Annotated in this window: 22 protein-coding genes; 6 read left to right on the forward strand and 16 right to left on the reverse strand. The window is 64.9% G+C overall.

Going from position 1 to position 21,197, the window contains the following annotated elements; all coding sequences use genetic code 11:
- The first annotated feature begins 142 nt into the window (after positions 1–142).
- On the forward strand, positions 143–1,105 hold the full coding sequence (locus ACM0M4_RS24945; RefSeq protein ID WP_003123298.1) for a hypothetical protein: 963 nt from the start codon (positions 143–145) through the stop codon (positions 1,103–1,105).
- Positions 1,106–1,169: 64 nt separating this feature from the next.
- Here ACM0M4_RS24945 and zapE read toward each other — a convergent pair whose 3' ends face one another.
- From zapE to ACM0M4_RS24960, 3 genes are all read right to left on the reverse strand, one after another.
- Positions 1,170–2,264 (reverse strand): cell division protein ZapE, encoded by a 1,095-nt coding sequence (zapE, locus tag ACM0M4_RS24950; RefSeq protein WP_003094297.1) that lies wholly within the window; start codon positions 2,262–2,264, stop codon positions 1,170–1,172.
- A gap of 94 nt (positions 2,265–2,358) precedes the next feature.
- On the reverse strand, positions 2,359–3,705 hold the full coding sequence (locus ACM0M4_RS24955; protein ID WP_003112748.1) for a tryptophan--tRNA ligase: 1,347 nt from the start codon (positions 3,703–3,705) through the stop codon (positions 2,359–2,361).
- A 67-nt stretch (positions 3,706–3,772) separates the two neighbouring features.
- Positions 3,773–4,402, reverse strand: a complete 630-nt coding sequence (locus ACM0M4_RS24960; protein ID WP_003098823.1) for an alpha/beta hydrolase — start codon at positions 4,400–4,402, stop codon at positions 3,773–3,775.
- A 144-nt stretch (positions 4,403–4,546) separates the two neighbouring features.
- Here ACM0M4_RS24960 and ACM0M4_RS24965 point away from each other — a divergent pair, with 144 nt between their 5' ends.
- Complete coding sequence (locus ACM0M4_RS24965; protein ID WP_003094304.1) at positions 4,547–4,993, forward strand: YhcB family protein; 447 nt, start codon at positions 4,547–4,549, stop codon at positions 4,991–4,993.
- Between the two features lie 73 nt (positions 4,994–5,066).
- Here ACM0M4_RS24965 and cysN read toward each other — a convergent pair whose 3' ends face one another.
- Both cysN and cysD read right to left on the reverse strand, forming a co-directional pair.
- Positions 5,067–6,968 (reverse strand): sulfate adenylyltransferase subunit CysN, encoded by a 1,902-nt coding sequence (gene cysN, locus ACM0M4_RS24970; protein WP_003455505.1) that lies wholly within the window; start codon positions 6,966–6,968, stop codon positions 5,067–5,069.
- 11 nt (positions 6,969–6,979) lie between these two features.
- The gene (gene cysD, locus ACM0M4_RS24975; protein ID WP_221345444.1) at positions 6,980–7,897 is read right to left on the reverse strand and encodes a sulfate adenylyltransferase subunit CysD; all 918 of its coding nucleotides are present in this window, start codon (positions 7,895–7,897) and stop codon (positions 6,980–6,982) included.
- Positions 7,898–8,240: 343 nt separating this feature from the next.
- On the opposite strand from cysD, the gene mltB reads away from it, so the two are divergent.
- Entirely contained in the window at positions 8,241–9,344 is a 1,104-nt protein-coding gene (mltB, locus tag ACM0M4_RS24980; RefSeq protein WP_003116214.1) for a lytic murein transglycosylase B, read from the forward strand.
- On the opposite strand, the gene ACM0M4_RS24985 is transcribed toward mltB, so the two are convergent.
- Positions 9,331–10,089: a Nif3-like dinuclear metal center hexameric protein gene (locus ACM0M4_RS24985; RefSeq protein ID WP_031684950.1), complete on the reverse strand. Its 759-nt coding sequence runs from the start codon at positions 10,087–10,089 to the stop codon at positions 9,331–9,333. The two genes, mltB and ACM0M4_RS24985, sit on opposite strands and share 14 nt — an antisense overlap.
- A 116-nt stretch (positions 10,090–10,205) precedes the next feature.
- Here ACM0M4_RS24985 and algW point away from each other — a divergent pair, with 116 nt between their 5' ends.
- Complete coding sequence (gene algW / locus ACM0M4_RS24990; RefSeq protein WP_003098831.1) at positions 10,206–11,375, forward strand: Do family serine endopeptidase AlgW; 1,170 nt, start codon at positions 10,206–10,208, stop codon at positions 11,373–11,375.
- 42 nt (positions 11,376–11,417) lie between these two features.
- On the opposite strand, the gene hisC is transcribed toward algW, so the two are convergent.
- The 10 genes from hisC to ACM0M4_RS25040 all read right to left on the reverse strand — a co-directional run bounded on the left by hisC (position 11,418) and on the right by ACM0M4_RS25040 (position 19,263).
- Entirely contained in the window at positions 11,418–12,473 is a 1,056-nt protein-coding gene (gene hisC / locus ACM0M4_RS24995) for a histidinol-phosphate transaminase (RefSeq protein WP_003098833.1), read from the reverse strand.
- Between the two features lie 2 nt (positions 12,474–12,475).
- Positions 12,476–13,798: a histidinol dehydrogenase gene (hisD, locus tag ACM0M4_RS25000; protein ID WP_003094326.1), complete on the reverse strand. Its 1,323-nt coding sequence runs from the start codon at positions 13,796–13,798 to the stop codon at positions 12,476–12,478.
- A 125-nt stretch (positions 13,799–13,923) separates the two neighbouring features.
- Positions 13,924–14,559, reverse strand: coding sequence for an ATP phosphoribosyltransferase (gene hisG / locus ACM0M4_RS25005; RefSeq protein WP_003098837.1), 636 nt, complete (start codon positions 14,557–14,559; stop codon positions 13,924–13,926).
- 17 nt (positions 14,560–14,576) lie between these two features.
- Positions 14,577–15,842, reverse strand: coding sequence for a UDP-N-acetylglucosamine 1-carboxyvinyltransferase (gene murA / locus ACM0M4_RS25010; protein WP_003094332.1), 1,266 nt, complete (start codon positions 15,840–15,842; stop codon positions 14,577–14,579).
- A gap of 20 nt (positions 15,843–15,862) precedes the next feature.
- Positions 15,863–16,102, reverse strand: a complete 240-nt coding sequence (locus tag ACM0M4_RS25015; RefSeq protein WP_003094334.1) for a BolA family protein — start codon at positions 16,100–16,102, stop codon at positions 15,863–15,865.
- A 116-nt stretch (positions 16,103–16,218) separates the two neighbouring features.
- Positions 16,219–16,527 (reverse strand): STAS domain-containing protein, encoded by a 309-nt coding sequence (locus ACM0M4_RS25020; RefSeq protein WP_003094335.1) that lies wholly within the window; start codon positions 16,525–16,527, stop codon positions 16,219–16,221.
- Complete coding sequence (locus ACM0M4_RS25025) at positions 16,524–17,171, reverse strand: MlaC/ttg2D family ABC transporter substrate-binding protein (RefSeq protein WP_003094337.1); 648 nt, start codon at positions 17,169–17,171, stop codon at positions 16,524–16,526. Before ACM0M4_RS25025 ends, ACM0M4_RS25020 begins: the two co-directional genes overlap by 4 nt.
- Before the next feature lie 11 nt (positions 17,172–17,182).
- Positions 17,183–17,656 (reverse strand): outer membrane lipid asymmetry maintenance protein MlaD, encoded by a 474-nt coding sequence (gene mlaD / locus ACM0M4_RS25030; protein ID WP_003094339.1) that lies wholly within the window; start codon positions 17,654–17,656, stop codon positions 17,183–17,185.
- The gene (mlaE, locus tag ACM0M4_RS25035; protein ID WP_003094341.1) at positions 17,657–18,454 is read right to left on the reverse strand and encodes a lipid asymmetry maintenance ABC transporter permease subunit MlaE; all 798 of its coding nucleotides are present in this window, start codon (positions 18,452–18,454) and stop codon (positions 17,657–17,659) included.
- Positions 18,454–19,263 (reverse strand): ATP-binding cassette domain-containing protein, encoded by an 810-nt coding sequence (locus tag ACM0M4_RS25040; RefSeq protein ID WP_003094343.1) that lies wholly within the window; start codon positions 19,261–19,263, stop codon positions 18,454–18,456. Before ACM0M4_RS25040 ends, mlaE begins: the two co-directional genes overlap by 1 nt.
- Before the next feature lie 413 nt (positions 19,264–19,676).
- Here ACM0M4_RS25040 and kdsD point away from each other — a divergent pair, with 413 nt between their 5' ends.
- Both kdsD and ACM0M4_RS25050 read left to right on the forward strand, forming a co-directional pair.
- On the forward strand, positions 19,677–20,657 hold the full coding sequence (gene kdsD, locus ACM0M4_RS25045; RefSeq protein WP_003094347.1) for an arabinose-5-phosphate isomerase KdsD: 981 nt from the start codon (positions 19,677–19,679) through the stop codon (positions 20,655–20,657).
- A complete protein-coding gene (locus tag ACM0M4_RS25050) occupies positions 20,657–21,196 on the forward strand; it encodes a KdsC family phosphatase (protein WP_003098849.1) in 540 nt (179 codons plus the stop codon). Before kdsD ends, ACM0M4_RS25050 begins: the two co-directional genes overlap by 1 nt.
- The last annotated feature ends 1 nt before the right edge of the window (position 21,197 follow it).

Consider the following 21,197-nt stretch of genomic DNA (forward strand, 5'->3'; position numbering starts at 1 on the left):
CCTGCCCGAACGGCATCGGCGCCGGCGCTTTCCCTACAGAACCTAGGATAGGTAGCCAGGTCGGCCTTCGCGGGTTCTCATGAATCCGCAGGCCCGCCGCAGACGCGGGCGTTCCGAACAACGACAAGAACGGACCTTTGCCATGCGCCTTTATCTGCTCGCCTTCCTGGCCCTCTTCGGTATGAATGCTATGGCCGCCGACAACTGGAAAGCCTTCCCCTACGACCAGAGCGCCTATGACTATCCAGGCGACAAGTTGAAGGAAGCCTGGCCGCGCCTGACCCGCGGCTTCGGCGACTATCCCTATCCGGACGCCGATTGGGTGGTGAACATGGCGACCGCCCATCCGGATGCCCTGGAAAAGACCGTGAAGGCCGGCACCGGCTTCACCGGCAAGCCGGAAGAGGCCACGCAATATGCGGCACGACTGCAGGATGTCTGGCGCCTGCTGTTCCGCGGCGACTACGCCAAGGCCAAGGAGCAGGGACTGGCCCTGGGAGTCGGCGGCCAGGTACCGGCGATGTTCGCCCAGGTGCTCTACGCCATGTTCCTGGCTCCCGACCAGGCGGAGAAACAGCGCCTGCTCGAAGAGGTCATCGACTACACCGAACAGGCCGGCCCGCTGGTCAAGGCCGATATCGTCGCCCAGTTCGGCAGCGTCTACGCCAAGGCGCGCCTGGCCGAGGAGCTATCGGTACCGGTAGTGCTCAAGCGCGGCTATACCAGCGAAATACCCAAGGAACTGGACGCTCTCCTGGCCAGGCAACCCAACCAGCCGTTCGCCCTGGCGCTCTACGGCGGCTACGAGGCGGGAGTGATCCGCAAGGTCGGCAAGCTGGTCGGCAAGATGACCTACGGGGTCAGCGCCGACAAGATGGAGCAGTACTTCGCCCGCTCCTTCCGCCAGGCCAACGACCTGCCGATCGGCCACTACGAGTACGCCAACGCGCTCACCTACGTATACGGCGACGACGAGCGGGAGAAGGCCATCGCCCAACTGAAGCAGGCCGTGGCGATCAAGCCGATCAACGCCATGGAAGCCCTCGAAGTGGCCCATGCGAAGAAGCTCCTCGCCGGCTTCGAGCAGAACACCGCGCAGCGCTGAAACGCCGCGCGCCCATGAAAAAAGGGGTGGCCATCGGCAACCCCTTTCTCGTTTCCGCCCCGGATCAGGGCCGGTGCGGACGCGTCAGGTATTCGTGGGACTGCATTTCCAGCAGACGACTGAGGGTGCGCTGGAATTCGAACTCCAGCCGGCCGCCGCTGTAGAGATCCTTTAGCTCGACCTCGGCGGAGATGATCAGCTTGACGCTGCGGTCGTAGAACTCATCCACCAGGTTGATGAAACGCCGCGCCATGTCGTCCTTGGTGACGCCCATCTGCTCGACGTTGGAGATCAGCACGGCGTGGAAAATCTTCGCCAGTTCGATGTAGTCGTTCTGGCTGCGCGGGCCGTCGCACAGCTCACGGAATTCGAACCAGGCCACGTCGTCGCAGGTCAGGCGCGCGCGGATCTCGCGGTTCTCGATCATCAGCGCCTCGTCGCGCTGGGCCTTGGCACAGTCCGGGGTCAGGGCCTTGAAGCTGCGCGCCATCTCCTCCTCGACCTGTTCGCTGAGCGGCCAGTGGAACAGCTCGGCCTGCTCCAGCGCGCGCAGGCGATAGTCGACGCCGCTATCGACGTTGACGATCTCGGTATGTTCCTTGAGCAGGGCGATCGCCGGCAGGAAACGGGCGCGTTGCAGGCCGTCCTTGTACAGGCCGTCCGGCACGATGTTGGAGGTCGCCACCAGGCTCACGCCGTTCTTGAACAGCTCTTCCAGCAGGGTGGCGAGGATCATCGCGTCGGTGATGTCGGAGACGAAGAACTCGTCGAAGCAGATCACCCGCGCCTCGTCGGCGAAGCGCTTGCCGATGATGGTCAGCGGGTTCTTCTCGCCCTTGAGGGTCTTCAGTTCTTCGTGCACCCGCTTCATGAAGCGGTGGAAGTGCGTGCGCACCTTCTGCTCGAACGGCAGCGACTCGAAGAAAGTGTCCACCAGGTAGGTCTTGCCACGGCCGACGCCGCCCCAGAAATACAGGCCCTTCACCGGCCCGCCGGACTTCCTGCCGAGCAGCTTGCCGAACAGGCCGGGCTTGGCGTGGTCGGCGGCGACCAGGTCATCGTAGAGGCGTTGCAGATGCTTCACGGCATTCGCCTGTGCGGCATCGTGGAAGAAATCGGGGCGTTGGAGATCGGCCTGGTAGCGCTCGAGGGGCGTCATGATCGGTAGCAATGCAACGAAAACGGGGCCGTCACTTTAGCGACGACCCCGTCTCTTGGCAATCGGCCATCCGTCGAGGATGTACCGGGGCTGCCTACTCCTGCGGTGCCAGCGCTTCGCGGGTGCGCTCGATGGCGGCGTCACGGGCGGCGGCGTCGGCGAAGGCCGGGCTCTGCGCCACCGCCTCGCCATCCAGCCACAGGCCAAAGGCATTGCCCTCGGCCCGCAGGTCGGCAGTCTCGCCAGCCAGCAGGCGCTTGCTCACCGCACCGGCGGCCTTGCCGTCGGCGAAGGCGCGGGACAGCAGTAGCTGTTCGCCGGCGGCGTCCAGCAGGCGGAAGCGGAAGCTGCCGTCGTCGTCGCGGAAGCTGACCAGGCGCGCAGCCTTGGCGGCCTTCTTCTTGCCGCTCTCGGCACTTTTCAGCGGCTCGCGCAGGGAGCGCAGGCCGACTGCCTCGCGCAACTCGGCGATGAATGGGGTGGCGATGCGGCGCGCCTTGGCGGCACCTGCGAGGAGAATGTCCTCGATATCGTCCGGCTTGGCGATCAGCGCCTGGTAACGCTCGCGAGCCTCGCCCAGTTCGTTGTCGAGCAACTGGAACAGGCGCTGCTTGGCTTCGCCCCAGGCCAGGCCTTCGAGCAGTTCCTGGCGGAACGCGGCGACCTGTTCGGCGCTGGCGAAGGCCGAGTAAAGAAGGAACAGGTGCGAACTGTCCGGGTCTTTCGGCTCGCCCGGCGCGCGCGAGTCGGTGACGATGCGTGCGATGGCGTCCTTGAGCTGCCTGGACGGGCTGAACAGCGGGATGGTGTTGTCGTAGCTCTTGGACATCTTGCGCCCGTCCAGGCCCGGCAGGGTGGCGACGTTTTCCTCGATCACCGCTTCGGGCAGGACGAAGAACTCGCGGCCGTTGCCGAACAGGTGGTTGAAACGCTGGCCGATGTCGCGGGCCATCTCCACGTGCTGCACCTGGTCGCGGCCGACCGGAATCTTGTGCGCGTTGAACATCAGGATGTCCGCGGCCATCAGCACCGGATAGCTGTAGAGGCCCATGGTCACGCCGGCGTCCGGGTCTTCGCCGGCCTCGACATTGCGGTCCACCGCGGCCTTGTAGGCATGCGCGCGGTTGAGCAGGCCCTTGGCACTGACGCAGGTGAGCAACCAGGTCAGCTCGGGAATCTCGGGGATGTCCGACTGCCGGTAGAAGGTCGCACGCTCGACGTCCAGGCCGCCGGCCAGCCAGGTCGCGGCGATTTCCAGGCGCGAGCGCTGGATACGAGCGGGATCGTCGCACTTGATCAAGGCGTGGTAGTCCGCCAGGAAGTAGAACGAATCCACGTCGCTCCGACGGCTGGCGAGGATCGCCGGGCGGATGGCGCCGGCGTAGTTGCCCAGGTGCGGAGTGCCGGTAGGAGTGATGCCGGTCAGGATACGAGTAGTCATGCGATACCAGATGTCAGGCAAAGAAAAGAATGGCGCGCCGGATGGTAGCAGGGCCGGCGCGACGACGTCAGTCCTGCAGGCGTGGCAGCAACAGGTCCTTCAGATCGATCAGCTTGCCATGGAAGAAATGTCCGCTTTCTGCCACCCGCAACAGCTCGTGCGGTCGTGCCAGGGACTCGCTCCAGGCATATACCGCGGCCGGCGTGACCACGTCGTCGTCCTCCGGCTGCACCACGGTCAGCGGGCAACGCGCAGGCAGGCTGACCGCGAAGCGTTCCACCGGCGGCGCGATCATGAACAGCCGCGCCAGCCCGACGCCCTGCGCTTCCAGGCGCCCCGCCAGATTGCCGGCGACGCAGGAGCCGAAGGAAAAGCCCATCAGTGTCAGCGGCAACCCCGGATGGCGTGCCAGCAACCAGCGCGCGGCGGCCTCGGCGTCGTCGATCTCGCCGATCCCCTCGCCATAGCTGCCAGCGCTCTGGCCAACGCCACGGAAGTTGAAACGCAGGGTCGCCAGGCCGGCATCGCGGGCGCTGCGTTGCAGAGTGGCGACCACCTTGTTCTGCATGGTGCCGGCGAACAGCGGGTGCGGATGGCAGACCAGGGCGATGCCGCGGGCATCGGGCAGATCGAGGTGCAGGGCTTCCAGCGGCCCGCAGGGGCCATCGATGGATACAGGGATTTCGCGGGTAGACAAACAGGAACTCCGTGACCCCGGCTCGGGTCGACTCGTCTAGCAGATTACTCCAAGCGACACAGGCACTTACTCGCGTGCCGTGGTATACAGCTCGGACTCAAGCCGTTAACGTAAAGCAAAGCCGTCTATAGAGGAAGGATTCGCGTGGAACAGTCGCTCACCGCCTGGCTGCTGCCGGCCCTCGCCCTGGTCGCCGGGGTCGCCATCGGTTTTCTGATCGCCCGCCTGCTGCCCAACGCCGCGCCGAACAAGGTGCAACGCCAGATGGACGACCTGCAGGACCGCTTCGACAGCTATCAGCGCGAAGTCGTGACCCATTTCAACACCACCGCCAGCCTCGTGAAGAAGCTGACCCAGAGCTACCAGGACGTGCAGGAGCACCTCTCCGACGGCGCCCAGCGCCTGGCCCTGGACGAACAGACCCGCCAGCGCCTGCTGGCTGCGCTGCATGCCGACGAGGCCTATCCGGCCGAGCGCCGCGAGCGCCTGACTCCGCCGGCCTCCGGCGAAGTGCCGAAGGACTATGCGCCGAAAAGCCCGGACAGCCCCGGCACCCTCGACGCCACCTACGGCCTGAAAGGCAAGTACTGACGCGCTGCGCGAACCTGCCGACGCCCATGAAAAAGCCCCGCATCCGCGGGGCTTTTTCATGGCTGCGAGACGATCAGATCGCCTGGCGCTCGCGCAACAGGTCGAGCACCTGCTTCACGCCGTCCTCGACGCTCAGCGCCTGGGTATCGATCACCAGGTCGGCATCCAGCGGCACGTCGTAGGGGAAGGACTCGCCGGGGATATTGTCCTCGCCCGCCGCATACAGCCCCTGGGGATCGCGTTCGCGGCAGACCTGCGGCGACGCCTGCACATAGACGGTGATCAGGCGCTCGGCGCCGATCAGCGCCCTGGCCTGCTCGCGCCCTTCCGCGCTCGGCGCGACGAAGGCGCAGAGGCTGATCAACCCGGCCTCGTTGAACTGCTTGGCGACATGGGCGGTACGCAGCCAGTTCTCGGTGCGCCCGGCGCGGTCCTGCGGCAACCCCTTGTTCAGGTCGTGGCGCAGGTTCTGCCCGTCCAGCACGTAGACCGCGCGGCCCATATCGAACAGCTTGCGCTCCACGGCATAGGCCAGGGTACTCTTGCCGGCGCCGGAGAGGCCGCTGAACAGTACGGTCGCCGGCTGCTGGCCGAAGCGGCCGGCACGCTCCTCGCGCGTCACATGGGCATTCGAGCCGTGATGAGCGCTGCTGCCATGGGCCGCCGGCGGAGCGGAGATGATCATGCCGGCGCCAACGGTGCCGTTGGTCAGGCGATCGATGACGATGAAGGCGCCGGTGGTGCGGTTCTGCTCATAGCCATCGAGCGCGATGGGCGCGTCCAGGCTGACCTTGACCCTGGCGATCTCGTTCAGCTTCAGCTCGCTGCCCGGGGTCCGCTCCAGGGTGTTCACGTCCACCTTGTGGACGATGCTCGGAATCGAACCCGGCACATAGCTGGTAGCGCGCTTGATATCGTACTTCTTGCCCGGAAGCATCGGCTCCTCGGCCATCCACACCAGCATGGCATCGAAGCCGTCGGTGACCAGCGGGCGATTGTCGGCATGCACCAGCATGTCGCCGCGGGAAACGTCGATCTCGTCTTCCAGGGTCAGGGTGACGGCCTGGCCGGGACCGGCCTGCTCCAGTTCGCCCTCGAAGGTGACGATGGATTTCACCTTGCTCCCCTTGCCCGACGGCAATGCCACCACCTCGTCGCCCTTGCGCACCACGCCGCTGGCCAGGGTGCCGGCGAAACCGCGGAAGTTCAGGTTCGGCCGGTTCACGTACTGCACCGGGAAGCGCATGTCATCGAGGTTGCGGTCGGCGGCGATCTCGACGGTTTCGAGGATTTCCATCAGCGACTGGCCGGCGTACCAGGGCGAACGCTCGGACTTGTTGACCACGTTGTCGCCCTTGAGCGCCGACATCGGCACGAAGTGCAGCGAACTGGTCTTCAGACCGATCTTCTCGGCAAAGGCCAGGTAGTCGGCCTTGATCTGTTCAAAGACACCCTGGTCGAAGTCCTTCAGGTCCATCTTGTTGATGGCGACCACGATATGCCGGATACCCAGCAGGGACGCGATGAAACTGTGCCGGCGGGTCTGGGTCTGCACGCCGTAGCGGGCATCGATCAGGATGATCGCCAGGTCGCAGGTCGAGGCACCGGTAGCCATGTTGCGGGTGTACTGCTCATGGCCGGGCGTGTCGGCGATGATGAACTTGCGCTTGGCGGTGCTGAAGTAGCGGTACGCCACATCGATAGTGATGCCCTGCTCGCGCTCGGCCTGCAGGCCATCGACCAGCAGCGCCAGGTCGACGTCGTCGCCCGTGGTGCCGACTTTCTTCGAGTCGCGGGTGATGGCCTCGAGGTGATCCTCGTAGATCATCTTGGAGTCGTGCAGCAGGCGCCCGATCAGGGTGCTCTTGCCGTCATCGACGTTGCCGCAGGTAAGGAAGCGCAGCAGTTCCTTGCGTTCGTGCTGCCCCAGGTAGGCGAGGATGTCCTCGCTGATCAGATCGGATTGATGAGACATGCTGCGTATCCTCAGAAATAGCCCTGACGTTTCTTTTCTTCCATCGAACCGGCCTGGTCATGGTCGATGACCCGACCCTGGCGTTCGGAAGTACGCGTCAGGAGCATTTCCTGGATGATTTCCGGCAGCGTGGTGGCGCTGGACTCGACCGCGCCGGTGAGCGGGTAGCAGCCGAGGGTACGGAAGCGCACCATGCGCTTCTCGATGCGGGCTTTCTCTTCGTCAGAGAGATGCTCGAGGATACGCTCGTCGTCGATCATGATCAGCGTGCCGTTCTTCTCGATGACCTCGCGCTCGGCGGCGAAGTACAGCGGGACGATCGGAATGCCTTCCAGGTAGATGTATTGCCAGATGTCCAGCTCGGTCCAGTTGGACAGCGGGAAGACGCGGATCGCCTCGCCCTTCTTCACCTTGCCGTTGTAGATGTTCCACAACTCGGGACGCTGGTTCTTCGGGTCCCAGCGGTGCTTGCTGTCGCGGAACGAATAGACCCGTTCCTTGGCCCGCGACTTCTCCTCGTCGCGGCGCGCGCCGCCGAAGGCAGCGTCGAAACCGTACTTGTCCAGGGCCTGCTTGAGTCCCTCGGTCTTCATCACGTCGGTGTGCTTGGCGCTGCCGTGGGTGAACGGGTTGATGCCCTGGGCGACGCCGTCCGGGTTGACGTGGGTGATCAGGTCCAGGCCCATTTCCTCGACCATCCGATCGCGGAACCTGTACATCTCCTGGAATTTCCAGCGGGTGTCCACGTGCATCACCGGGAAGGGCAGCTTGCCGGGGAAGAAGGCCTTGCGGGCCAGGTGCAGCATGACCGCGGAATCCTTGCCGATCGAGTACAGCATCACCGGGTTATCGAACTCGGCGGCCACCTCGCGGATGATGTGGATGCTTTCCGCCTCCAGCTGTTTCAGGTGCGTCAGTTTGTCGACCATGGCTACTCACGGAATTGCTTATGGACGGCCGTCGGGCCGTAGACGAACGCGCACTCTATCACAGCGCAAGGCTCTAAAAGATTCGCCATTTATACCGAAAAAATATACCCATATAGCCATCAGCGCTCAGCCTCGCAGCCGGCGAAAACACTGGCGTCGAGAGGTTTTCCAGGGGCGTTTCGCAGACCGGGCGGACAAAGCTGAGACGGCATCGTCCCGGACCGGACAAAGCCGTCGCCGCGACAGCGAGCAGACGGTCCGCCCCCTTTCGGCGGCTCGACTTGTACGCCGGCGGCACTGCGCTAGCATAGCGGGCATCGTCATTCCGCCAAGAAGCCCCCAGATGCGCCGTACCGCCCTCGCCCTGCCCCTGTTCCTTCTGGTCTCAGCATGCAGCAGCGAACCGACGCCACCACCGAAACCCGCCGCCAAACCCCAGGCTCGCACCGTCATTTCACCCCGCCCCGTACGCCAGTCGGTGCAACCGATACTGCCGCTGCGCGGCGATTACGCGAACAATCCGGCGGCACAGCGCTTCATCGACAGGATGGTCAGCCAGCACGGCTTCAACCGCCAGCAACTGCACGACCTGTTCGCCCAGACCCAGCGCCTGGACTGGGTGATCCGCCTGATGGACCGGCAAGCCCCGACCTATACCCCACCCAGCGGACCGAACGGCGCCTGGCTGCGCTACCGGAAGAAGTTCGTCACGCCAGGCAACGTACAGAACGGCGTGCTGTTCTGGGACCAATACGAAACCGACCTGCAACGGGCATCGCGCGTCTACGGCGTGCCGCCGGAGATCATCGTCGGCATCATCGGCGTGGAAACCCGCTGGGGGCGTGTGATGGGCAAGACGCGGATCATCGATGCGCTGTCCACCCTGTCCTTCTCCTACCCTCGCCGCGCGGAATTCTTCAGCGGCGAACTGGAGCAATTCCTCCTCCAGGCGCGCAAGGAAGGCACCGACCCGCTGGCCCTGCGCGGTTCCTATGCCGGCGCCATGGGCTACGGCCAGTTCATGCCGTCTTCATTCACCAAGTACGCGGTGGACTTCGATGGCGATGGGCATATCGACCTGTGGAATCCGCGTGACGCCATCGGCAGCGTCGCCAACTATTTCAAGCAGCACGGCTGGGTCAGCGGCGATCGCGTGGCGGTTCCCGCCAGTGGCCGGGCTCCCTCGCTGGAAGATGGCTTCAAGACGCTGTACCCGCTGGACGTGCTCGCTTCCGCCGGATTACGCCCGCAGGGTCCGCTCGGCGGCCACCGGCAAGCCAGCCTGCTGCGCCTGGACATGGGCAGGAACTACCAGTACTGGTACGGCCTGCCGAACTTCTACGTGATCACCCGCTACAACCACAGCACCCACTACGCGATGGCCGTCTGGGAACTGGGCAAGGAAGTCGACCGGGTGCGTCACCGCTCCGTCGTCAGGCAGGATTAGGACAGTCGATGAACAAGTGCTCGATGGCGAAGCGCTTGCCCAGGTAGTCGCCCAGCGCCTGTACCCCGTAGCGCTCGGTGGCATGGTGTCCGGCGGCGATGAAGCTGATGCCGTTCTCCCGCGCGCTGTGCACGGTCTGCTCGGAAACCTCGCCGGTCAGGTAGGCATCGACGCCAGCGGCGATCGCCTGGTCGATATAGCCCTGGGCGCCGCCGGTGCACCAGCCGATGCGCCGGATCGGCTGACCGGCATCGACCAGCAGCGGCTCACGCCCCAGCGCATCGCGCACATGCCGAGCGAAATCGGCAGGCTGCATCGGCTCGGCAAGCGAACCGAGGAGGACGATGGAACGCGGGTTGCCCGGCTCCAACGGCCCTTCCACTTCGAAGCCGAGCTGCCGGGCGAGCTGCACGTTGTTGCCCACCTCCGGATGCAGATCCAGCGGCAGGTGGTAAGCGAGCAGACTGATATCGTTGTTCAGCAGGGTCTTCAGGCGCCGTTGCTTCATGCCGACCACGCAGGGGTTCTCACCCTTCCAGAAGTAACCGTGATGCACCAGCACCACGTCGGCGTCGGCCTCCACGGCGGCATCCAGCAGCGCCTGGCTGGCAGTGACCCCGCTGACGATCCGCCGCACCTGCGGCCGGCCTTCGACCTGCAGGCCGTTCGGGCAGTAGTCCTGGATGCGCGCGGCATCCAGATAACGGTCGGCCTCTTCGACCAGGGTGCTCAGGGCGATAGCCATGCAAATTCCTCTTCATTCAGGCAGGGCGCGCCGCTCCTCTAATGGACGGCTTCCCCCTATAATGGGCGCCACCTTATCGGCCGCTTTTCGGCCTCGCAACCCCAAGGATTTTCCCGATGCCCAAGGCCCTGCGTTTCCTCGGCTGGCCCGTGCTGGTCGGCGTGCTGCTGGCCCTGCTGATCATCCAGCACAACCCCGAGCTGGTCGGCCTGCCACGCCAGGAGGTGCACGTCGAGCAGGCGCCTCTGCTCAGCCGCCTGCAGGAAGGCCCGGTGTCCTATGCCAACGCGGTGAGTCGAGCGGCTCCGGCAGTGGCCAACCTGTACACCACCAAGATGGTCAGCAAGCCCTCCCACCCCCTGTTCGACGACCCGATGTTCCGCCGCTTCTTCGGCGACAACCTGCCGCAACAGAAGCGCATGGAGTCGAGCCTCGGCTCGGCGGTGATCATGAGCGCGGAAGGCTACCTGCTGACCAACAACCACGTGACCGCTGGCGCCGACCAGATCATCGTGGCCTTGCGCGACGGCCGCGAAACCATCGCCCAGTTGGTCGGCAGCGACCCGGAAACCGACCTGGCCGTGCTGAAGATCGACCTTAAGAACCTGCCGGCGATGACCCTCGGCCGCTCCGACGGCATTCGCACCGGCGACGTCTGCCTCGCCATCGGCAACCCGTTCGGCGTCGGCCAGACCGTGACCATGGGCATCATCAGCGCCACCGGACGCAACCAGCTCGGCCTGAACACCTACGAAGACTTCATCCAGACCGACGCGGCGATCAACCCCGGCAACTCCGGCGGCGCGCTGGTGGACGCTGCCGGCAACCTGATCGGCATCAACACGGCGATCTTCTCCAAGTCCGGCGGCTCCCAGGGTATCGGCTTCGCCATCCCGACCAAGCTGGCCCTGGAGGTCATGCAGTCGATCATCGAGCACGGCCAGGTGATCCGCGGCTGGCTCGGCGTCGAGGTCAAGGCGCTGACCCCGGAACTGGCGGAGTCGCTGGGCCTCGGCGAAACCGCCGGGATCGTCGTCGCCGGCGTCTATCGCGACGGTCCGGCGGCACGCGGCGGCCTGCTGCCGGGCGATGTGATCCTGACCATCGACAAGCAGGAAGCCAGCGACGGCCGCCGCTCGATGAACCAGGTGGCGCGCACCCGTCCGGGACAGAAGATCAGCATCGTGGTGCTGCGCAACGGACAGAAGGTCAACCTGACCGCCGAGGTCGGCCTGCGTCCGCCGCCGGCACCGGCTCCACAGCAGAAACAGGACGGCGGCGAGTAATCCCCGCCATTGAAAACGGCGCCCTCGGGCGCCGTTTTCGTATCACTTGAGGAAGTGCAGGGCGTCCAGTAGCGCCTGGTTCTGCTCCGGACTGCCGATGGTGATACGCAGGAACTGGTCGATCCGCGCCTGCTTGAAATGGCGGACGATCACTCCCTGCTCGCGCAGGGTCGAGGCAATCTGCCCGGCATCGTGCCGCGGATGACGGGCGAAGACGAAGTTGGCGGCCGACGGTAGTACCTCGAAGCCCAGCGCCTGCAAAGAGGCGCTCAACGCCTCGCGGCTATCGATCACTGCCTGGCAGGTCCGACGGAAATAGGCGTCGTCCTCGAAAGCCGCCGCCGCGCCGGCGATCGCCAGGCGATCCAGCGGGTAGGAATTGAAGCTGTTCTTGATCCGTTCCAGCGCCTCGACCAGATCGGCATGGCCGACCGCCAGGCCGACCCGCAGGCCGGCCAGGGAGCGCGACTTGGACAGCGTCTGGGTGACCAGCAGGTTCGGGTAGCGATCGACCAGGGCGATGGCGCTCTCGCCGCCGAAGTCGACATAGGCCTCGTCGACTACCACCACCGAATCCGGCGACGCCTTCAGCATCGCTTCGATGGCGTCCAGCGGCAGCAGGCAGCCGGTCGGCGCGTTCGGATTGGGGAAGATGATTCCGCCGTTGGGCCGCGCGTAGTCTTCGACGCGGATGCGGAACCTTTCATCCAGCGCGATCTTCTCGTGCGCGATCCCGTACAGGCCGCAATAGACCGGATAGAAGCTGTAGGTCACGTCCGGAAACAGCAGCGGCAGGTCGTGTTGGAAGAGGCCATGGAAAATGTGCGCGAGCACCTCGTCGGAGCCGTTGCCGACGAACACCTGGTTGGCCTGTACGCCGTAGTGCGCGGCGACCGCCTGCTTCAACCGCTCGCCGTTGGGATCGGGATACAGGCGCAGGTCGTCGTTGAGTTCCGCCTGCATCGCGGCGAGCGCCTGTGGCGACGGACCGTAGGGATTCTCGTTGGTGTTCAGCTTGACCAGCCGCGACAGCTTCGGCTGCTCGCCCGGCACATAAGGCACCAGGTCCTTGACGAAGGGACTCCAGAATTTGCTCATGCTCAGGCCTCCTTCTCGTCGAGGATGCGGTATTCGGCACTACGCGCGTGGGCGGTCAACGACTCGCCGCGAGCCAGCACCGAGGCGGTACGACCGAGGACCGAAGCGCCCTCGGCCGAGCAGTTGATGATCGACGAACGCTTCTGGAAGTCATATACCCCCAGCGGCGAAGAGAAACGCGCGGTACCGGAGGTCGGCAGCACGTGGTTCGGGCCGGCGCAATAGTCGCCCAGGGCCTCGGCAGTGTAGCGGCCCATGAAGATCGCGCCGGCATGGCGGATCTCCGGCAGCCAGCTTTCCGGATCGGCCACCGACAGCTCCAGGTGTTCCGGGGCGATGCGGTTGGCGACCGCACAGGCCTGGGCCTGGTCGGCGACCTGGATCAGCGCGCCGCGCCCCTCCAGGGAGGTGCGGATGATCTCGGCGCGCTCCATGGTCGGCAGCAGGCGAGCGATGCTGTCCGCGACGCGGTCCAGGAACGCCGCGTCCGGACTGACCAGGATCGACTGGGCGTCTTCGTCGTGTTCGGCCTGGGAGAACAGGTCCATGGCGATCCAGTCGGGATCGGTCTGGCCGTCGCAGACCACGAGGATTTCCGAGGGACCGGCGATCATGTCGATGCCGACCTGGCCGAACACGTGACGCTTGGCGGTGGCCACGTAGATGTTGCCGGGGCCGACGATCTTGTCCACCCGCGGCACGCTTTCGGTGCCGTAGGCCAACGCGGCCACGGCCTGTGCCCCGCCGATGGTGAAGACACGGTCGACGCCGGCGATGCAGGCGGCGGCGAGGACGATCTCGTTGATCTCGCCGCGCGGGGTCGGTACGACCATGACCACTTCGGACACCCCGGCGACCTTGGCCGGGATCGCGTTCATCAGCACCGAGGACGGGTAGGACGCCTTGCCGCCCGGCACATAGAGCCCGGCGCGGTCCAGCGGGGTGACCTGTTGGCCGAGCACCGTGCCGTCGGCCTCGGTGTAGCGCCAGGAACCCTGCTTCTGCTTCTCGTGGTAGCTGCGCACGCGCTCGGCGGCGACTTCCAGGGCTTCGCGCTGGGCTACGGTGATACGGGTGAGAGCCAGCTCCAGGCGCTCGCGCGGCAGGATCAGGTCAGCCATCGAGGCGGCCTGGAGACCGTCGAAGCGCTGGGTGAACTCGACCACGGCGGCGTCGCCACGGCTGCGTACGGCGGCGATGATGTCGAGGACGCGCTGGTTGACCGAATCGTCGGAGACACTTTCCCAGCTCAGCAGATGATCCAGATGACGCCCGAAGTCCGGATCAGCGGCATTGAGTCGACGGATAGCGAAGGGAGCGGTCATAGCGAGCCTCTTTTATGGATGGCGTTGTCTCGGGCGCCGCTAGACTACCAAGCCCACCGTGCGGGCACCCGAGAAAATTTGGCTATGACACGGATAGGCAGGTGCGGCGCGGAGCCGCACGGGTATCAGTGACGGTGTCGCGCCTCGACGGCGTCGCGCAGGGTATCGATCAGCGACTGGATGCGACCGTGCTGCATCTTCATCGAGGCCTTGTTGACCACCAGGCGCGAGCTGATCGTGGCGATCAGTTCCTGGGGCTCCAGGCCGTTGGCGCGCAGGGTATTGCCGGTATCCACGACGTCGATGATCTTGTCGGCGAGACCGACCAGCGGCGCCAGCTCCATCGAGCCGTACAGCTTGATCACGTCGACCTGGCGGCCCTGCTCGGCGTAGTAGCGCTTGGCGACATTGACGAACTTGGTGGCCACCCGCAGGCGTCCCTTGGGTTCAGGCGCGCCAATGGCGCCGGCGGTCATCAGCTTGCAGTTGGCGATACGCAGGTCCAGCGGTTCGTAGAGTCCCTGGCCGCCGTACTCCATCAGCACGTCCTTGCCGGCCACGCCGAGATCGGCGGCGCCATGCTCGACATAGGTCGGCACGTCGGTGGCGCGCACGATGAGCAGGCGCACATCGGACAGGGACGTCGGGATGATCAGCTTGCGGCTCTTGTCCGGGTTCTCCGACGGTACGATGCCCGCCGCTGCGAGCAGCGGCAGGGTATCGTCGAGAATCCGGCCCTTGGACAAGGCGATGGTCAGCATTTGCGCGACAGCCTCCGCTAGCCCGGTACGCGGCGGATCTTGGCGCCGAGCAGCTGGAGTTTCTCTTCGATGCACTCGTAGCCACGGTCGATGTGGTAGATGCGATCGATCAGGGTGTCGCCTTCGGCCACCAGGCCGGCGATCACCAGGCTCGCGGATGCGCGCAGGTCGGTCGCCATGACCGGAGCGCCCTTGAGCTTGGGTACGCCGGTGACGATGGCGGTGTTGCCTTCGACGAGGATTTGCGCGCCCATGCGGTTCATTTCGTAAACATGCATGAAGCGGTTCTCGAAGACCGTCTCGATGACCGCGCCGGTGCCTTCGGCTACCGCGTTCATGGAGATGAACTGGGCCTGCATGTCGGTGGGGAACGCCGGGTACGGCGCGGTACGCACGTTGACCGCCTTCGGCCGGTTGCCCTTCATGTCCAGCTCGATCCAGTTGCTGCCGGTGCTGATGTGGGCACCGGCCTCTTCCAGCTTCTGCAGGACCGCCTCGAGGATGGTCGGGTCGGTATCCTTCAGCTTCACCCGGCCACCGGTCGCGGCCGCGGCCACCAGGTAGGTGCCGGTCTCGATACGGTCGGGCAGTACGTCGTAGCGAGCACCGCCGAGGCGCTTCACGCCTTCGATGACGATGGTATCGGAGCCAGCGCCCTGGACGTTGGCGCCCATGGCGTTCAGGCAGTTGGCCAGGTCGACCACCTCCGGCTCGCGAGCGGCGTTCTGCAGCACGGTACGGCCGTTGGCCAGCGCGGCGGCCATCATCAGGTTCTCGGTGCCGGTCACGCTGACGGTATCGAAGAAGAAGTGACCGCCACGCAGGCCGCCGGCCGGCGCCTTGGCCTTGATGTAGCCGCCTTCGACCTCGATCTGCGCGCCCATGGCCTCGAGACCGCGGATATGCAGGTCGACCGGACGCGAACCGATCGCGCAACCGCCCGGCAGGGCCACTTCGGCCTCGCCGAAGCGCGCCAGCATCGGGCCCAGCACCAGGATCGAGGCACGCATGGTCTTCACCAGTTCGTACGGCGCGACCAGGGTTTTGATGCTGCTGGCATCGACTTCGACGTTGAGCTTCTCGTCGATGATCGGCTGCACGCCCATGCGGCCGAACAGTTCGATCATGGTGGTAATGTCGTGCAGGTGCGGCAGGTTGCAGACGGTGACCGGAGTATCGGCCAGCAGGGTCGCGGCCAGGATCGGCAGCGCCGAGTTCTTCGCGCCGGAAATGCGGATTTCGCCATCGAGGCGGTTACCGCCGGTAATAATCAGTTTATCCATTGCAATGATCCCCCGTGGGCTCAGGAACGCTCGGCCCAGGCGGCGCGGCTGAAGAATTTCATGGTGACGGCATGGATGCTGCCATCGGCGATCCAGGCGTTCAAATGGGCGTAGACCTGCTGCTGACGCTTGACCGGGCTCTGGCCGGCCAGTTCGTCGCTGATCAGATTCAGTTGGAAATTGCACCCTTCGCCCTCGACTTCCACCTGGGTGCCGGGGAGTTTTTCCTGGAGAAGGCTCTTAACGTCTTCGGCCTGCATGCTCAACCTCAATCGGGCGCCCTACGCGCACGGTCGGCCATCATACAAAAAAGCCCTCCGCCTGCGAACCCCAGGAAGGGACGCGCAGACGGAGGGCCGCTCGTTCCGCCGGCCGGTCATTCCTGCAAAGGCAGGATCTCCAGAAGGCTGCTGACCTTGGCAATCTCCCGCATGTCGTCCGGCAACGCCCTGACGCTCAGGACCTTGCCGGCCTTGCGTGCGTCGCGCATGAAGGCCAGCAACAGGGAAATGCCCACGCTGCTGGAGCGCTCCACCGCCGAGCAGTCGACGACCAGTTCCGCCGCCTGGCTGGCGCGGATCAGCCGACCGCCCTGCTCGCGCAACGCCGGCCCGCTGCTGTAGTCGAGCACGCCGGCGAGCTGCAGTTCGCCGGCCGCTCCTTCGCGCAGGCTGGCCTGGCTCATTTCGCCCCGGCCTCTTCCGCTTTCGCGGTTTCCTTGGCCTTGGCGACCACCTCGCCCCAGCCGGCGATGGTCTTCTCGAGGTCGTTGCGGTTCTTCTGCATGGTGTCGGCGAACTGGTCGCGGAACAGCTTGCCGATGTTGATGCCGTTGATGATCACGTTGCGGACCTTCCAGCCACCGGCCAGGTTGGTCATGGTGTAGGAGACCGGATAGACCGTGCCCTTGCTGTCACGGATCTCCATGTTGACGCTGGCGCGATCGTCGCTCGGCTTGGCCGAGCTAGGCAGCACGCGGATGTCCTGGTTGTCGTATTCGAGCAGCGCGTTGCCGTAGAACTGCATCAGGCTGTTCTTGAACACTTCCTCGAAGCGCTTGATTTGCTCGGGTGAGGCCTGGCGCGAGTACTTGACGGTCATCACGCTCTTGGCGATGCCTTCGGCATCGACCACCGGCCCAAGGATACGGTCGAGAGTGGCGTAGAGCTTTTGCGGATCGGCCTTGTAGGCGGCCTTGTTGGCCTTGATGTCGGAAAGCAGTTCGTCGACCGTGCCCTGCACCACCTGTTGCGGGGTCGGCGCCGCCATGGAAAGCAGCGGGAAAGCCGCCAGGAACACCAGCAGGCCGCGACGCAGAAGAGTCAGCATGGAAGAAAACCTCACTTTTTGGCTTCGTCTTTGTTAACCGAGTTCAGCAGGAACTTGCCGATCAGGTCTTCCAGCACCAGCGCCGACTGGGTGTCGTGGATGGTGCTGCCGTCCTTCAGAACGTCCTCGTCGCCGCCGACGCTGATGCCGATGTATTTCTCGCCCAGCAGGCCGGCGGTCAGGATCGACGCCGTGGAATCGACCGGCAGGTTGTTCACGTTCTGGTTGATCTCCATGGTCACGCGACCAGTGTAGCTGTCGCGATCCAGGTCGACCGCCGTCACCTTGCCGATCGTCACGCCGGCCAGGGTGACCTTGCCGCGCACGGTAACACCGGCGATGTTGTCGAAGTAGGCGTAGACCTTGTAGGTATCGCCGGCGTTGCCCACGCTCAGGCCGCTGACCCGCAGGGCCAGCAGCAACAGGGCCAGCAGGCCGGCCAGGAGGAACAGGCCGACACCGATTTCCAGGGTGCGGGTTTGCATTCAGAAATCTCCAAACATCAAAGCAGTCAGAATGAAGTCGAGCCCCAGCACCGCCAGGGAGGCATAGACCACGGTCCGGGTCGTCGCCCGGCTGATTCCTTCCGAGGTCGGCTCGCAGTCGTAGCCTTGGTAGACCGCGATCCAGGTCACCACGAAGGCGAATACGATACTTTTGATCACGCCGTTGAGCACATCCTCGGTGAACTGCACGCTGTTCTGCATGTTCGCCCAGAACGACCCCTCGTATACGCCCAGCCAGTCGACCGCGACCATCGCCCCACCCCAGATGCCGACCACGCTGAAGATCGCGGCGAGCAGCGGCATGGAGATGAAACCGGCCCACAGGCGCGGCGCGACGATGTACTTGAGCGGGTCGACACCGATCATTTCCAGGCTGGAAAGCTGTTCGGTGGCCTTCATGTTGCCGATTTCCGCGGTAAGCGCAGAGCCGGCACGGCCGGCGAACAGCAGGCCGGTCACCACCGGCCCCAGTTCGCGCAGCAGGGTCAGGGCCACCATCTGCCCGACCGCCTGCTCGGAACCATAGGAAATCAGGATGTTGTAGCCCTGCAGGGCCAGCACCATGCCAATGAACAGGCCCGAGACGACGATGATCGCCAGCGACAGCACGCCTACCGAGTAGAGTTGCTTCACCAGCAGGTGTAAACCGGTGCCTGGCGTGCGCCGGCCGAGCAGGGCGTGGCCGAGGAACAGGGTCGAGCGGCCGAGCGCGGCGACCACGTCCAGGCCGGCGCGGCCGAACAGGCGGATACGTTCGAGGGGAGAGACTCTACGCATCAGCGCTCTCCCAGCAGGTCGGCCCGGTAGTCGCGGGCCGGATAATGGAACGGAACGGGACCATCCGGGATTCCCTTGACGAACTGGCGGATACGAGGATCGTCGGTTTCCTTGAGGACGTCCGGCGTCCCGTGGCCAAGTACCCGGCCGTCGCCGACGATATAGATGTAGTCGGCGATGCTGGCGGTCTCGGCCAGGTCATGGGAAACCACGATGCTGGTGATGCCGAGGGCATCGTTGAGCAGGCGGATCAGGCGCACCAGGACGCCCATGGCGATCGGATCCTGCCCCACGAACGGCTCGTCGTAGAGCAGGATCTGCGGGTCCAGGGCGATCGCCCGGGCCAGGGCGACGCGGCGCTTCATGCCGCCGGAAAGCTCGTCCGGCATCAATTCCACGGCGCCGCGCAGGCCGACGGCCTGAAGCTTCATCAGGACGATGTCGCGGATCATCTCTTCCGGCAGCTGGGTATGCACACGCAGCGGAAACGCGACGTTCTCGAAGACGTCGAGATCGGTGAACAGCGCCCCGCTCTGGAACAGCACGCCGAACTGCTTGCGCATGTCGAACAGGTCGCCGCGCGAAAGCTGCGGCAGGTTCTGCCCGTTGACCCAGACCTCCCCCTTCGAAGGACGCAACTGGGAGGCGATCAGCCGCAGCAACGTGGTCTTGCCGCAACCGGACGGGCCCATGATGCCGGTCACCTTTCCGCGCGGGATACGCACATCGATGTTGTCGAAAATCGCCCGCGATCCGCGCTTGAAGGTCAGGCCCTTCAACTCGACCGCGTAGGCACTATCGGTGCTCATCAGGACTCCTTGCGATGCGACCCGTCCATGCTGGACGCCTTGCCCCGTTGCAAAGGCACGCATCCCGGAGGGGTCGAATGGGCGCGGACTATAGCACTGCGGCGGGTTCTGGCCCAAGGCCTGGCACCGTGCCGTTCAGCTTGGATTCAGCTTGTTCGGAGCGTTCTCTCAGCCCTTTAGGACATATCGCACACTTCAGGTTCACTACGGACAGAAAAAAATCGCGTCGACGTCGAATATATCGACATTTATGCAGTCATAGCGCGGAGTGCAGATAACGGCGGCGTAACAGAGCATTGCAGTCCATACAACATTGCGCCGCGGGGGATGCGGACCGACTTCACAGCATGGCTGGTGTAAGCGGGGCACGCTTTCCCGTTATAATCCCGCCTTTAATCCAGGCGCCACATTCGTTGAACATGAGCCAGAACCTCGATTTCATCCATTCCGCCCAGCGCACCATCGGCCTCGAGCGCGACGCGGTAGACAGCCTGCTGGCGCGGATTGGCGACGATTTCGTCAAGGCCTGCGAACTGCTGCTGGCCGGCAAGGGCCGGGTCGTCGTCGTCGGCATGGGCAAGTCCGGTCACATCGGCAAGAAGATCGCCGCTACCCTGGCCAGCACCGGCACCCCCTCCTTCTTCGTGCATCCGGCCGAGGCCAGCCATGGCGACATGGGCATGATCACCAAGGACGACGTGGTCCTCGCCCTGTCCAACTCCGGCTCGACTGCCGAAATCGTCACCCTGTTGCCTCTGATCAAGCGCCTGGGCATCACCCTGATCAGCATGACCGGTAACCCCGAGTCGCCCCTGGCCAAGGCTGCGGAAGTGAACCTGGACGCCAGTGTCGGCCAGGAAGCCTGCCCACTGAACCTGGCCCCGACCTCCTCCACCACCGTAACCCTGGTCCTCGGCGACGCCCTGGCGATCGCCCTGCTCGAAGCCCGCGGCTTTACCGCGGAAGACTTCGCCTTCTCGCACCCGGGCGGTGCGCTGGGCCGCCGACTGCTGCTGAAGGTGGAAGACGTCATGCACGTCGGCGAAGGGCTGCCGCAGGTGCTGCTCGGCACCTCGCTGACCGGCGCGCTGATGGAAATGACCCGCAAGGGCCTGGGCATGACCGTAGTGCTCGACGAACATGGCAAGCTTGCCGGCATTTTCACCGATGGCGACCTGCGTCGCGCCCTGGATCGGGGCATCGACGTCCGCCAGGTCACCATCGACCAGGTGATGACCGTCCACGGCAAGACCGTCCGCGCCGAGATCCTCGCCGCGGAAGCCCTGAAGATCATGGAAGACAACAAGATCGGCGCACTGGTGGTGGTCGACGCGGACGACCGTCCGGTCGGCGCCCTGAACATGCACGACCTGTTGCGCGCAGGAGTGATGTAATGAGCGATACCCATTCGGCCGCGGAACTCCCGGTCCGGGCCAGCCGGATACGCCTGGCGATCTTCGACGTCGACGGCGTGCTGACCGACGGCAAGCTGTATTTCCTCGTCGACGGCAGCGAGTTCAAGACCTTCAACACCCTGGACGGACATGGCATCAAGATGCTCATCGCCTCCGGCGTGCGCACCGCCATCATCACCGGCCGCGACACTCCGGTGGTCGAACGGCGCGCGCGCAACCTGGGCATCCAGCATCTCTATCAGGGCCGGGAAGACAAGCTCGCCGTCCTCGACGAACTTCTCGGCGAACTCGGACTAGGCTATGAGCAAGTCGCCTACCTTGGCGACGACCTGCCCGATCTGCCGGTGATCCGCCGCGTCGGCCTGGGCATGGCGGTAGCCAGTGCCGACCCGTTCGTGCGCCAGCATGCCCATGGCGTCACCGCGGCCCGCGGCGGCGAAGGCGCCGCCCGCGAGTTCTGCGAACTGATCATGCGCGCCCAGGGTACGCTCGAAGCCGCCCAGGGCGCCTATCTGTAGA

It is taken from the genome of Pseudomonas sp. 18-147 (assembly GCF_051048045.1).
Classification (GTDB): domain Bacteria; phylum Pseudomonadota; class Gammaproteobacteria; order Pseudomonadales; family Pseudomonadaceae; genus Pseudomonas; species Pseudomonas aeruginosa.

Excerpts from the sequence above, each read along its gene's own strand:
- ACM0M4_RS24945 (WP_003123298.1), top strand. The coding sequence starts at position 143 with ATGCGCCTTTATCTGCTCGCCTTCCTGGCCCTCTTCGGTATGAATGCT.
- zapE (WP_003094297.1), bottom strand. The coding sequence starts at position 2,264 with ATGACGCCCCTCGAGCGCTACCAGGCCGATCTCCAACGCCCCGATTTC.
- ACM0M4_RS24955 (WP_003112748.1), bottom strand. The coding sequence starts at position 3,705 with ATGACTACTCGTATCCTGACCGGCATCACTCCTACCGGCACTCCGCAC.
- cysN (WP_003455505.1), bottom strand. The coding sequence starts at position 6,968 with ATGTCTCATCAATCCGATCTGATCAGCGAGGACATCCTCGCCTACCTG.
- cysD (WP_221345444.1), bottom strand. The coding sequence starts at position 7,897 with ATGGTCGACAAACTGACGCACCTGAAACAGCTGGAGGCGGAAAGCATC.
- mltB (WP_003116214.1), top strand. The coding sequence starts at position 8,241 with ATGCGCCGTACCGCCCTCGCCCTGCCCCTGTTCCTTCTGGTCTCAGCA.
- ACM0M4_RS24985 (WP_031684950.1), bottom strand. The coding sequence starts at position 10,089 with ATGGCTATCGCCCTGAGCACCCTGGTCGAAGAGGCCGACCGTTATCTG.
- algW (WP_003098831.1), top strand. The coding sequence starts at position 10,206 with ATGCCCAAGGCCCTGCGTTTCCTCGGCTGGCCCGTGCTGGTCGGCGTG.
- hisC (WP_003098833.1), bottom strand. The coding sequence starts at position 12,473 with ATGAGCAAATTCTGGAGTCCCTTCGTCAAGGACCTGGTGCCTTATGTG.
- hisD (WP_003094326.1), bottom strand. The coding sequence starts at position 13,798 with ATGACCGCTCCCTTCGCTATCCGTCGACTCAATGCCGCTGATCCGGAC.
- hisG (WP_003098837.1), bottom strand. The coding sequence starts at position 14,559 with ATGCTGACCATCGCCTTGTCCAAGGGCCGGATTCTCGACGATACCCTG.
- murA (WP_003094332.1), bottom strand. The coding sequence starts at position 15,842 with ATGGATAAACTGATTATTACCGGCGGTAACCGCCTCGATGGCGAAATC.
- ACM0M4_RS25015 (WP_003094334.1), bottom strand. The coding sequence starts at position 16,102 with ATGCAGGCCGAAGACGTTAAGAGCCTTCTCCAGGAAAAACTCCCCGGC.
- ACM0M4_RS25020 (WP_003094335.1), bottom strand. The coding sequence starts at position 16,527 with ATGAGCCAGGCCAGCCTGCGCGAAGGAGCGGCCGGCGAACTGCAGCTC.
- ACM0M4_RS25025 (WP_003094337.1), bottom strand. The coding sequence starts at position 17,171 with ATGCTGACTCTTCTGCGTCGCGGCCTGCTGGTGTTCCTGGCGGCTTTC.
- mlaD (WP_003094339.1), bottom strand. The coding sequence starts at position 17,656 with ATGCAAACCCGCACCCTGGAAATCGGTGTCGGCCTGTTCCTCCTGGCC.
- mlaE (WP_003094341.1), bottom strand. The coding sequence starts at position 18,454 with ATGCGTAGAGTCTCTCCCCTCGAACGTATCCGCCTGTTCGGCCGCGCC.
- ACM0M4_RS25040 (WP_003094343.1), bottom strand. The coding sequence starts at position 19,263 with ATGAGCACCGATAGTGCCTACGCGGTCGAGTTGAAGGGCCTGACCTTC.
- ACM0M4_RS25050 (WP_003098849.1), top strand. The coding sequence starts at position 20,657 with ATGAGCGATACCCATTCGGCCGCGGAACTCCCGGTCCGGGCCAGCCGG.